General features: G+C 67.1%; 11 protein-coding genes and 1 pseudogene. 5 read left to right on the top strand and 7 right to left on the bottom strand.

What is annotated here, in order from left to right; all coding sequences use genetic code 11:
• Positions 1-100: 100 nt before the first annotated feature.
• Complete coding sequence (locus DCM79_RS15885; protein WP_257180643.1) at positions 101-1,174, bottom strand: hypothetical protein; 1,074 nt, start codon at positions 1,172-1,174, stop codon at positions 101-103.
• A gap of 261 nt (positions 1,175-1,435) precedes the next feature.
• Between DCM79_RS15885 and DCM79_RS15890 the strand changes: the two genes are divergently transcribed.
• The gene (locus DCM79_RS15890) at positions 1,436-2,470 is read left to right on the top strand and encodes a patatin-like phospholipase family protein (RefSeq protein WP_257180644.1); all 1,035 of its coding nucleotides are present in this window, start codon (positions 1,436-1,438) and stop codon (positions 2,468-2,470) included.
• On the opposite strand, the gene DCM79_RS15895 is transcribed toward DCM79_RS15890, so the two are convergent.
• Together DCM79_RS15895 and DCM79_RS15900 are read right to left on the bottom strand one after the other, a co-directional pair.
• Entirely contained in the window at positions 2,471-2,899 is a 429-nt protein-coding gene (locus tag DCM79_RS15895) for a CBS domain-containing protein (protein ID WP_257180645.1), read from the bottom strand. It abuts the gene before it with no gap.
• Positions 2,900-3,094: 195 nt separating this feature from the next.
• Positions 3,095-3,913: a rhomboid family intramembrane serine protease gene (locus DCM79_RS15900; protein WP_257180646.1), complete on the bottom strand. Its 819-nt coding sequence runs from the start codon at positions 3,911-3,913 to the stop codon at positions 3,095-3,097.
• 449 nt (positions 3,914-4,362) lie between these two features.
• On the opposite strand from DCM79_RS15900, the gene DCM79_RS15905 reads away from it, so the two are divergent.
• Complete coding sequence (locus DCM79_RS15905) at positions 4,363-4,917, top strand: PAS domain-containing protein (RefSeq protein WP_257180647.1); 555 nt, start codon at positions 4,363-4,365, stop codon at positions 4,915-4,917.
• A gap of 126 nt (positions 4,918-5,043) precedes the next feature.
• Entirely contained in the window at positions 5,044-6,177 is a 1,134-nt protein-coding gene (locus DCM79_RS15910) for a DJ-1/PfpI family protein (RefSeq protein WP_257180649.1), read from the top strand.
• A gap of 58 nt (positions 6,178-6,235) precedes the next feature.
• On the opposite strand, the gene DCM79_RS15915 is transcribed toward DCM79_RS15910, so the two are convergent.
• Positions 6,236-6,622: a hypothetical protein gene (locus tag DCM79_RS15915; RefSeq protein ID WP_257180650.1), complete on the bottom strand. Its 387-nt coding sequence runs from the start codon at positions 6,620-6,622 to the stop codon at positions 6,236-6,238.
• Between the two features lie 146 nt (positions 6,623-6,768).
• On the opposite strand from DCM79_RS15915, the gene DCM79_RS15920 reads away from it, so the two are divergent.
• Positions 6,769-7,275: a GNAT family N-acetyltransferase gene (locus DCM79_RS15920; RefSeq protein WP_257180651.1), complete on the top strand. Its 507-nt coding sequence runs from the start codon at positions 6,769-6,771 to the stop codon at positions 7,273-7,275.
• Between the two features lie 57 nt (positions 7,276-7,332).
• Here DCM79_RS15920 and DCM79_RS15925 read toward each other — a convergent pair whose 3' ends face one another.
• On the bottom strand, positions 7,333-9,282 hold the full coding sequence (locus DCM79_RS15925; protein WP_257180652.1) for a DEAD/DEAH box helicase: 1,950 nt from the start codon (positions 9,280-9,282) through the stop codon (positions 7,333-7,335).
• A 281-nt stretch (positions 9,283-9,563) separates the two neighbouring features.
• Here DCM79_RS15925 and DCM79_RS15930 point away from each other — a divergent pair.
• A pseudogene (locus DCM79_RS15930) lies at positions 9,564-10,170 on the top strand (metallophosphoesterase).
• Here the strand turns inward: DCM79_RS15930 and DCM79_RS15935 are convergent.
• Both DCM79_RS15935 and DCM79_RS15940 read right to left on the bottom strand, forming a co-directional pair.
• On the bottom strand, positions 10,155-10,571 hold the full coding sequence (locus DCM79_RS15935; protein WP_257180653.1) for a VOC family protein: 417 nt from the start codon (positions 10,569-10,571) through the stop codon (positions 10,155-10,157). The pseudogene DCM79_RS15930 and the gene DCM79_RS15935 sit on opposite strands and share 16 nt — an antisense overlap.
• A gap of 55 nt (positions 10,572-10,626) precedes the next feature.
• Positions 10,627-11,778, bottom strand: coding sequence for a zinc-binding dehydrogenase (locus tag DCM79_RS15940; protein WP_257180654.1), 1,152 nt, complete (start codon positions 11,776-11,778; stop codon positions 10,627-10,629).
• Positions 11,779-11,834 lie beyond the last annotated feature (56 nt).

Raw genomic sequence — 11,834 nt, forward strand, 5'->3', positions numbered from 1 at the left:
CGAGCGGTAACAGGAGACGGATCGATGGTGCACGGAATGAGAAGCGCCGTGCGAGGGGAATCGGTTCAGCGTCCGGCCGGGCGGCATCGCCGCCCAGACCCTACCGCGCGACCACCTCGACCTCGCCGTCGACGCCGTTCACGACGTTGAAGCCGCGCTCGTAGACCTTGCCCTCGTTCTTGGCGATGGCGCGGTATTCGCCTTCGGAGAGCACCACGCGCGGAAAGGCGCCGATCGATTCCTTGATGACGTCGCCGCCCGGGGTCAGCACCGACCAGGCGGTGTTGGCGAGCGCCTCGCCGCCCCTGTCGCTGACCAGCTTGAGCGTGATCACGGCGGCGCGGTGGGTGATGGTGACGTCGGTGAGCTTGCCGGCCTGGACGCGAATGTCCGAGCGCACCACCGAGTTGGCGTCACCGTAATTGGAGACGATGTAATAGGTGCCTTCCGGGATCAGCACGACGTCGCCGGCGGCGACGTTCGGCACCAGCGAGGCGCGCTCGCCGGATTCGAACTGGCTGCCCTTGTAGATCGCGAACGAGATCTGGTTCTGCGGAATCCGGCTGGTGCCGACCCGGCCCTCGATGCGCAGGCCGCCGGCCGGCAGCACGAAGGATTCGCGGTCGGTCTCGGCCTTCAGGCTGACGGTGCGCACCGCGCTGACCAGGCCAAAGGCGACGTGCACGACGTAATTGCCCGGCGGCAGCACGATGTTGGGCGAGGCGTTGCGGTCCTCGCGGATCAGCTTGAAGGTGCCGTTCTCGTCGGGACGGTCGGCAAACACACGCCAGACCAGGCCGCTGGTGATCGCCGGGGTGTCCTTGCCGTATTTCGCGCTCAGCGACAGCACGCCTTGTCCGGGCACGGCCGCATTGAGCGGCGCGGCCGGCGGCACGGTGGTGAGGGCGGGCGGCGGCATGCTCGGCGTGGCCGGCTGCATCAGGCTCGGCGGCAGGCTCGCAGGACCGGCGCCTGGCCCGGAGGGCGGCGCCAGGCTGACGGCGCCGCCGGGGTCGGGCACCGAAGCCGGCGGGACCGGCGGCGGACGATCGGAGAAAAGCTGCGCCTGCGCAGTGTCTTGGCCTGAGGTAACGAGGGCCGCGACGAGCATCAGCGCCGGCAGCAGCCTGATGCTGCGCCGCCATCCGATGATGCCGTCACCCCCGCGTGTCATGCCACCTGCTTTTCACCGAAAACGCGGCAAATTCAAGCCTGTGAAACCCCAGGAAATACGGTGCCGGTTCGGTCTGTGGAACCCGGTTGACGCCTGCGTGATTAGTCCTGAGGCAACGCCCCTCGCCTTACTCCTGCCCGGTGCCCTGTCCAAAGCGGCATAAACCATGCTTCGCGCCCGGGATGGCGGAGTGCGAGTGCGGTGCCTAGTCTGGCGATACGGGCCTGGCCGCAGCTTTGGCCCCGGCGTAGGAGAGTTTCGGTGCTGGACATCTTGAAGGGGCGCGGCGCAAACGGCTCGAACGGTGAGAAGATTGGCCTTGGCCCCACCCGCCGTCCCATCATCGGCCTTGCCCTCGGCGGCGGAGCGGCGCGCGGCTTTGCCCATATCGGCATCCTCCGGACCCTGCTTGCCAACGGCATCGTGCCCGATGTCGTGGTCGGCACTTCCATCGGCGCCGTCGCCGGTGGTCTCCACGCGGCCGGCCGGCTTGATACGTTCGAAGACTGGGGGCGCAGCCTGCAGGGCATGCGCAACATCCTCGGCTATCTCGACATTCGTCTCAACGGCTCCGGCCTGCTCGGCGGCGAGAAGCTGGCAAGCCGACTCGAGGACGCGATCGGACAGATCCTGATCGAGGACCTCCCGATCAAGTTCGCGAGCGTCGCGACCGAAGTGCGCACCGGCCACGAGATCTGGCTGACGCGTGGCCGCGTGGTCGATGCGATGCGCGCGTCCTACGCCCTGCCCGGGATCTTCCAGCCCATGCTGATTGGCGACCGCTGGCTGGTCGACGGCGCGCTGGTCAATCCCGTGCCGGTGTCCGCCGCCCGCGCGCTCGGCGCCGAAATCGTCATCGCCGCAAATCTTTCCAGCGACATCTTCACCCATTCCACGACCATTCATGCGCATGGCGCCGTGCCGGCTCAGGTCGCGCCGGAGGTTGAGGAGCCGACGACCAAGCGGCGATTCCCGCGGCTGTTCTCGCCCGAGAAGACCATGAAGCGAGAATTTTTCGGCGGCAACGGCCGGCCCGGCATCTCCTCGGTGATGGTCGACGCCTTCAACATCATGCAGGACCGTATCACGCGCGCCCGCCTCGCCGGCGATCCCCCGGATCTCTTGATCTCGCCGCGGATCGGCCAGTTCGGCTGGTTCGACTTCCATCGCTCCGAGGAGCTGATCGCCCACGGTGCGCGCGCCGCCGAGCGCGCGCTGGAGTCGATCCAGGAGGCGATCGATGTGCTGGCGCCGGCGCCCGCGGGGCACGCGCCGAAAGCGGACGAGCAGGCCTGATCAGGCGGTCTTGATGTAGTCGCGCAGGGCTTCCTGCTCGGACTCGTATTCCTGAACGCGGCGCTTGACGATGTCGCCGATCGAGATCAGGCCGACCACCTTGCCGTTGTCGATCACGGGCAGGTGGCGGAACTTGCCCGACGTCATCATCTCCATGAGCTCGGCGACGGTGTCGGTCTCCTTGCAGGTGACGACCTTGCGGGTCATGACCTGAGCCACCGGCTCTTCCAACGCGCCGGCGCCGCGCTCGCCGAGCACGCGGACGATGTCGCGCTCCGACAGGATGCCTTCGAGCCGGCTCTGGTTCATCACCAGCACCGCGCCGATCTTCTTCTCACCGAGCAGCCTGACCGCGGCGGCCAGCTTGACGTCGGGCTCGACGCTTACGATCTGGTGGCCCTTGGTGTTGAGAATGGAACGTACCGTCATTGTCGCCTCCCTGAATCCGAGCCGCCCGCCTTCTCGGCGGTCCGAACTTGGTCTTCGAGTCTTCAACTAACAGTTTTGTTTGGCGCCGGTTTCACGCTCGGGCGCTTTGCGAAGCATCGCCGCCAGCGGCTCGCAGCTTCGGAACATTCTTCCCGCAAATGATGGATGAATTCGGGCCGCGCCGCAAGCGCCGCTTCAAATACGGTCTGAAACGTCCTGTGATGACGCATCCGCAGCATCGTTTCGCACGCGCGGCACCGGATCGAACAGGGCGAACAGCAACAGGCCGGCGAAGAAGCCGCCGATATGCGCCTGCCAGGCGACGCTGGTGGTTTCGGCATCGATGCCGATCGCGCCGACGCCGAAGATGATGTTGACGCCGAACCACACCGCCAGGAAGCCGATCACCCGCCCGTCGCGCAGCGCCCGCAACAGCGGCAGCGCCGGGACCCTTGCCGCGGTATCGGCGTCCGAGCGGTTGAACGACAGGAAGCTGCCGCGGACGAACGCGAAGCGGATCGCGGCTGCCATCGCGCCCGACACCGAGGCGGAGGCGCCGATCATCGGCGCCACCGCGTGCTCATGGGTGAGGAGGTGGGCGAGCGCGCCGGCTGCCGCCGTCACCGCCAGAAACAGGAAGAACCTGACGGCGCCAAAGCGCCGTGCCAGCGCGCTGCCGAACGGCAGCAGCCACAGCACGTTGAAGCCGAGATGGGTCAGATTGGCGTGCAGCAGCGAATAGGTGACGAAGGTCCAGACCTTGGCCCCGGTCCCGCCGGGGATCTCCAGATTGAGCAGGGAGGAATCGTAGCGCTTCGGGATGAAGCCGAAGACGTCGATGGTCCAGTTCTCGAATTCCGGCGGCAGCAGCACCCGCAGATGGATCACCGCCAGCAGGACGATATAGGCGGTCAGCGCCGGTGGCAGCGTCAGCACCGGCTCGTGCGGAGCCTCCTCATGGGCGGCTGGCAGGTCGAGCGGAGGATCTTGCGACGAATCGTGCGGGGAATCCAAGGCAGCTTCGCTTTCAGGCGATTGGAGCGATCCACCTGCAGATAGTCGCCTTTCCCGGCCTTGCGCAAGTGCACAAAAGGAAAAGGCAGGGCCCTGGGAAAGCCCTGCCTGTCCATGTCGGCCTTCCGATCCCGGAATGAAGGTGTATCCCCACCCCTCCCCGGCCCGTGGCCAAACTGTTTGACGCCCTGTGTACAGACCTCGCCGAGAACCTGGAGAAAAGCGGCGGGGCTTGCGACTGGGATCACCATAGCAGGGCAGCGGCCGACGCAAAGCGCATAGTTAATTTAACGTTAACGACGCAAAGGCGGGCTTAAGGGAGGCGAAAACGCGCGTGCGGCATGGACGCTGCAAATCCCCTCCTGCACAACAACACAAGGGATCGCGGGTGCACTGAAGCGGGACAGGTCTGTCCCTTCGAGGTTGCACCCCGGGGTAAGCGTTCAGACATGAAACATCCGTCGAGCCGCGCGTTCTTCGCCTATTGGGACGACAAGCGTGGCGCCGCTCGGGCCCCTGACCGGGCCGACATCGATCCGGCCGCGGTCCGCGGCCTGCTCGGCGACATCTTCGTGCTCTCCTGCGAGCCGAACCTCGGCTTCCCGTTCCGCGTCGCCGGCACGCGCGTCTGCGCGCTGGCGGGGCGCGACCTCAAGGACACGGGCTTTGCAGCGCTGTTCGACGATGCGAGCCGCAGCGAGATCGAGGAGATCACGACCATCGTCGCCGACGAGGCGTTGGGCGCGATCGCCGGCGTGACGGCTGCGCGCGAGGACGGCAGCAAGGCCGCTCTCGAGCTGTTGCTGCTGCCCTTCAACGCCCGCCCGCATACGCCGGTGAGCGTGACCGGCGTGCTCGCGCCGTTCGACGACGAATGCGGCGCGCTTTCAGCCTTCACCCTCACCTCCTGGCGCTACCTGCACCAGCCGGAGAAACTCCTGCCGCGGGCGATCCGGAAACTGCAGATCGCGCGCGGGCTGATGGTGTATGAGGGGCTGAGATAGTTCCCACTCCGTCACAATGACCGCGCCGGCGCATGCGACCGTTTTTGCGGGATCTGCGTCATTCCTGATCGTGCCGCGAAGGGATAGTTTCCGCATCGCGTGAGCTAACGACGGTCGGGTGACATCATGAGCTGGCGAATTCTGGCATGGAGCGCTCTCGGCTGCGTGGTGTTGCTGGCGGTGATCGGCGGGACCTGGCTGTTGCTGCTGCCCGGCACGCCGGCTCCGGAAGCCGCGCCTGCGATATCCAAGGAGGAGACAGAGGCGACGCTTGCGGCATTGAAGCCGCCGAAGCGCAAGCGCCCGCTGATCGCCATCGTCGGCATCAACGACATGACCGAGACGACCGACTATCTGATGCCATACGGCATTCTCGCGCGCGCCGACGTCGCCGACGTGCTCACCTTGGCGACCCAGCCCGGGCCCGTTGCGCTCTATCCCGCGCTGAAAGTGCAGCCGCATGCGACCATCGCCGCGTTCGATGCTGCGCATCCCGACGGCGCCGACTACGTCATCGTGCCCGCGATGAGCCGCGAAGACGATGCCGTAGCCTTGCAATGGATCAGAAGCCAGGCCGGCAAGGGCGCGACAATCATCGGCGTCTGCGTCGGCGCCAAGGTCGTCGCCAACACCGGGCTGCTCGACGGCCGCAAGGCCACCACGCACTGGTATTCCGTGCGCGACCTGCAAAAGCATGCCGCGATCCGCTACGTCGCGGACCGCAGGCTGGTGGTCGACCGCGGCGTTGCGACGACGACCGGCATCACCGCATCCATGCCGATGGCCCTGACCCTCGTCGAGGCCATCGCCGGCCGCGCCAAGGCGGAGGCGGTCGCCCGCGAGGTCGGACTTGCCGCGTGGGATGCGCGTCACCGCAGCGAGGCGTTCCAATTCACCCGCCCGTTCGCGCTGACGGCGATCGCCAACACGCTCGCATTCTGGAACCGCGAGCAACTCGGAATCGCCCTGACGCCTGCTATCGACGAGGTCTCGCTCGCGCTGGTCGCCGATGCGTGGTCGCGCACCTATCGCTCGCGTGCCCTCACCTTCGCGGCGACCACAGAGGCGCAGTCGAGTCGCGGCGGTCTTCGCATCCTGCCCGACGCGGCCGTCGCCGACTGGCCGGCACAGCAGACGGTGCCGGCCGCCGTCGACCTGCCGCCGGCGCGGGCACTGGACCAGACCTTGCGCGCCATCGACGCCCGCTACGGGCCGCGCACGGCCGACTTCGTCGCGATGCAGCTGGAATATCCGAGATAATTGCAGCGCGCCGGCTGCCGCGTGGAGCAGCCGACGCTCGTGTCTGCGTACCCCGCCGTTACGGCATCGCCAGGTGCCAGGCGCCGTTCAGGAAGCCGTCGCCGGTGATGTCGCCGGGCTTCTGGTCCTTGGCGAAGGTGTAGAGCGGCTTGCCCTTGTAGGCCCACTGCTTGGAGCCATCGTCGCGGGTGATGATGGTGTAGCCGTCGCCGGCTTTGTCGCTGGCCTCGGCCTTCAGCACCGGCCAGTTCGTCGCACATGGACCGTTGCAGGCCGACTTGCCGTCGGTATCCTTGTCGAAAGTGTAGAGCGTCATGCCCTTGGCATCGGTCAGCACATTGCCCTTGTCGGTCTTGCCGGTCTTGGTCGGCGGTGCGGCGAAGGCGGCGGGAACGATCGCGAGCGATAGAGCCAGCGCGAGCGCGAGGCGGATCGAGGACGTCATGATGTCTCCTGTCATGCAATTGGCTTGCATGGGTAGGACGCCGGGCGCGGCCTCGTATTCCTCGGGCGGCAGCAAAGAAATTTTTCGCTGCGCGCCGCCGCGCGGTGGAATAAACTGGATGATGTGAGACGGAACCACGGATCGAGATGAGCAAGCCGTACTGGCGCCCAGCGCGCATATCCGATCTCGCGGCGATCGTCGCCATCGCGGCGCGGATACATCCCGATCTTCCCGAAAGAGCCGAGGTGTTCGCGGAGAAGATGCAGCTCTGTCCCGACGGATGCCGCATGCTCGTTGCGGACGATACGATCGCCGGCTACGGCCTCGCGCATCCCTGGAAGCTGCATCAGATCCCGCCGCTCGACCGCTTGCTCGAACGGCTCCCCCAAGACGCGGACTGCCTCTACGTGCACGATGTCGCCGTGCTGCCGGACCGGCGCGGCGGCGTGGCGCGCGAATATGTCGCCGGCATCGCGAAGCTCGCGCGCGCATCCGGCATCACGGCGCTCGCATTGGTCTCGGTCTACGCCACGCGGCCGCTGTGGCAACATCTCGGCTTTCGCCCGGTGACGGCGGACGCGGCACTGCGCGCGAAGCTCGCTTCCTACGGGGAAGGCGCGACCTATATGCGGCGCGACCTCACCGCGGCGTAGCGCCCCTGCCCGACTGCGCCGATGCAGATGACGTCGCCGCCGCCATCCGGCGGCGGCTCAGCCGCGATGCTTTTTCTTCTTCGGCTTCTTTCCCGGTGCACCCTTCACCGGCCAGGGCGTCACCGAGGGCTCCGCGCGGGCCTGCTTGTCGCGATGCTTCTTCTTTCCAAAGGGCGGCGCGTCGTCGAATCGCGGCGCGCGATCGCCGGGCGGTTTGCCGCGCGGCTTGAATTCACGCGTCTCGCGCGGGCGTTCGTCGCGGCGTTCGCGATGATCGCGATCGGCTCGCTCGCGAGCCGGCGCGTGCGACCGTTGCTCCGGCGGCGCCTGTCGCTGCGGCGCGTCCGCCATCGGCTCGATACGGATGCTGTCTTCCTTGTCCGGTCGCTTGATCTTTGCGGCGAACGATTCCGCGGCCTGCGCGGAGATCTCGAACTCGGTCGTGGTGTCCATGATCTTGATGGCGCCGATGTCGCGCTTGTCGATGCCGCCGCGGCGGCAGATCATCGGCAGCAGCCAGCGCGCTTCCGCATTCTTGCGCCGCCCGATCGCGGCGCGGAACCAGACGCTGCCGTCGGCCATGCCGTGCTTCGACGAGGCTTTTCCGGACTTCGCTCGCGGCCTGGCGGCACGATCGTCGCCACTTTCGCCTTGAAATCTGTCGCGCCCGCGCTCCTCGCGCGGACGGCCGCTCCGCTCGCCGGGATCGATGATGTCCTCGGGCGACGGCAGCCGCGCGCGATAGAGCCGCGCCAGTGCGGCGGCGATATCCTCGGCCGACCGCTCGGCGAGCAGCGCCTGCGCGAGCACGAGATCGTCGGCGGTCGTTTCCTCAGTGAACAACACGTCCTTCATGCGCGCGTGGTCGAGCTTGCGGATCTCGTCCGCCTGCGGCGCCGTGCCCCAGACCGCGTCCACCCCAGCGAGATTGAGCAGCAGCTCCGCGCGCCGCCGGCGGGCGGGCGGCACCAGCAGGACGCTCGTGCCCTTGCGGCCCGCGCGCCCGGTGCGGCCCGAGCGGTGCTGCATCACCTCGGCATCGTTGGGCAGGTCCGCATGAATGACGAGGTCGAGGCTCGGCAGATCGATGCCGCGGGCGGCGACGTCGGTCGCGACGCAAACGCGGGCGCGTCCGTCGCGCAGAGATTGCAGCGCCAGGGTTCGCTCGTTCTGCGTCAGCTCGCCGGAGAGAGCGACGACGGCAAAGCCGCGCTCCAGCAGCGCCGCCTGCAAGTGCCTGACCGCATCGCGCGTGCTGCAAAACACCAGCGCGCTCGGCGCCTCGAAGAAGCGCAGCACGTTGACGACGGCATGCTCGACGTCGGCGGGCGCGATCCGGATCGCGCGGTACTCGATGTCGGCGTGGCCGCCTTCGTCACCGGCGACCTCGATCCGAAACGCCTGGTTCTGGTATTGCTTGGCCAGCGCGACGATGCCGCGCGGGAACGTCGCCGAGAACATCAGCGTGCGGCGCGTATCCGGCGTGGTCTCGAGGATGAATTCCATGTCCTCGCGAAAGCCGAGATTGAGCATCTCGTCGGCCTCGTCGAGGACGACCGCCTTCAATTCGGAGATATCGAGACGGCCGCGGCGCAAATGGTCGCAGAGCCGGCCCGGCGTGCCGACGACGATATGAGCGCCGGCCGCAAGCTCGCGCTGCTCGCGGCGCGGATCCATGCCGCCGACGCAGGAGACCACGCGCCCGCCCGTATGCCCATAGAGCCAGGCGAGTTCGCGCTGGACCTGCATCGCGAGTTCGCGGGTCGGCGCCACGATCAGGGCGAGCGGAGCGGCCGCGGATCCGAACTGCTCGGCATCGCCGAGCAGGCCCCTGGCCATGGCGAGACCATAAGCGAGGGTCTTGCCGGAGCCGGTCTGGGCCGAAACCAGGAGGTCGCGATCGGCGGCTTCGTCCGCGAGCACGGCGAGCTGGACGGGGGTCGGAGAATCATAATTCCGCTCGGCCAAAGCGCGGGCGAGCGGCGGGGTCAGGGCCGGAAAAGACACGGGATGGAGAACCTTGGTTAATTCAGGCGCGGCACAGCGAGCCGAGAGGCCTGAGGCTGACGTGCGCGGCAATCGGCCCGGCCGCACGCTGGCGATTTGATCTGGCCGCTCTTTACGCCAAGCGCGCGGGAATCACCATGCCTATGTTGCATGGCTTGGCGGAGAGCCGCGCCTTGGAGGTTGCAGCGGATTTTTGCCGCGACCTTGACTATCGTCGGCGCAACCGGATCTGGCCGCGACTGAGCCGAGATCCGGACCCGAAAGAGATGGAGACCACAACGATGCGATTGGCGGTCATTTCCGACATCCATGGCAATCTTGCTGCGTTGGAGGCCGTGCTGGCCGACATCAAGACGCGTGGCGTCGATCGTATCGTGAACCTCGGCGATTGCGTCACCAGCCCGTTGTGGCCGAAAGAGACGTTCGAGGTCCTGCAAGCGCTGTCGTTGCCGACCGTGCGCGGCAACCATGACCGCTGGATCGAGGAATTTCCGGACGACAAGCTCTCGCCGGCAGGCCTGTTTGCCCGCAACGCATTGACCGCGGAGCAGCGCCGGGCACTGCTGTGCGGTCATAGCCACCGCCAGGCGGTCGTTCAGGGTCCCGGCAACCGTCTGGTCCTCAATCCGGGAAGCGTTGGCTGCCCGGTCTTCGCGGACCCTTCCCATCGCCGTTAAACTCGAACACCGCTCGCCTCACGCCCGCTACGCGATCCTCACGAACAGAAACAAGCGCTGGCAGGCCGAGCTGCTGGCCCTCGAATATGATTGGGACGCCGCATCGGCGCGCGCTCTCGCCAACAATCGCCCGGAATGGGCGCATGCGATGTTGACGGGAGCGTCACATAGCCGGCTGCGCCGAGCGCGCAGCGCTCAGATCTCCGCATAGATCTCCAGCAGATTGCCGTCGGGATCGCGGAAGAACAGCGTGCGGTGGCCGAAGGGCTGGTTCGTCGGCGGCGATACCAGCGCAACGCCCTGCCGCACCAGCTCCTCGGCACACGCATCGACCTCGGCTGCCGAGACCCTGAACGCCAGTTGCAGCGCGGCGCTGCCGGTCGGCATCGGCGCATCAGCGGCCGTGCGGCTCGGCCGCGCCAACGCCAGCGTGTTGGGGCCGAGGCCGTACTCGATCCAGTTCGGCGACAGCTCGCGCAGCAGCGGGAAGGCAAGAACGTCCTCGTAGAAGCGCCGCATCGCCGCCATGTCGCGCACGAAGATGACGGTGTAGTCGATCGCGCGGATGGCATGGAAGGGCGATCGAGCCTTCGGGTTGGATGCGTCTGTCATCGTGGCTCTCGTTGGTATGCCGGCACGTAGCCTGCGGATCACTTACCGCAAGCCATCACTCCACCAGCTCCGGCCACGGCACGATGGTCGACTTCACCGTCTTCATCGCCATCGCGTCCTTCACGGCCTGCGCAACGCCGTCCTCCGTGAACGGATAGATCGTCTGCATCTTCAGCCAGGGATATTTGTCGGCGGTGCGGTACAGCATGTCGACGCCGAGCGGCAGGTCGTTGCCGGTGAAGCCCCAGGAGCCCAGCACGTTGAGGTCCTTGGTGCAGATGCGGTGCCAGGACGTCTCGATCGAGCCGGCGTCGGTGAACTGGCCCATCTCGACATAGGTGCCGCCGTCGCGCAGCATCTCGATGCCTTCGGGGCCCGCGGTCGGATGGCCCGAGCAGTCCATCACGAGATCGGCGCCGAAGCCGCCGACGATATTCCGCACGCGATCGATGCGCTCGAGCGGCGACGTCAGCTCCTCGATGTTCACGGTCGCCTCCGCGCCGAACTCGCGGGCGAGCTTGAGCCGCGGCTCCTCCGGCGCGCCGACGCAGATGACGCGCCCTGCCCCCATCTCCCTGGCGGCTGCGACCGCCAGAATGCCGATCGGGCCCGAGCCCTGGATCACCACCGTGTCGCCCCAGGAAAAGCCGCCGGCGCGGGCCGCGCGGTTGAAGGCGCGGATGCAGGAGGTCAGCGGCTCGGACAGCGCGCCGAGGCGCAGCGACATGTCGTCGGGCAGCTTGTAGATCTTGGTGCCCGGCAGCATGTCGAGGTCGACATAGACGTATTCGGCCCAGCCGCCCCACATGTGCGGCGCCTTGTCGAAGCCGAGATAGCGGCCGTAATAGACCGGCGTCAGGCACTTGTTCGCGGTCTGCGGGTAGTGGATGCAGTAGTAGCAATGGCCGCAGGGCATCAAGGGCGGGATCATCACCTTCGAGCCGACGGTCAGCGGCTTGCTCATGAAGTCCTCGGTGAACTCCTCACCGCATTCGACGATCACACCGCCGAGCTCATGCCCGAGCGTGAACGGCCACGGCAGCGGCTTCGGCCAATGTCCTTTCAGGATATGCAGATCTGTGCCGCAGACGCCGCAAGCGCCGACCTTGATCAGCGCCGCCTTCCTGCCGACCTTCGGCCACGGCACGGTGCGGATGACGGGCTCCGAGCCGGGACCTGAATGGGTGCAGACGCGGATCTGTTGCATGGCTGTTTCCTCGCTGCCCGTCTGTTATGGTTGGTTGGTGCGGGCCTAAGGCGAAG

The organism is Bradyrhizobium sp. WBOS07 (assembly GCF_024585165.1).
GTDB lineage: Bacteria > Pseudomonadota > Alphaproteobacteria > Rhizobiales > Xanthobacteraceae > Bradyrhizobium > Bradyrhizobium japonicum_B.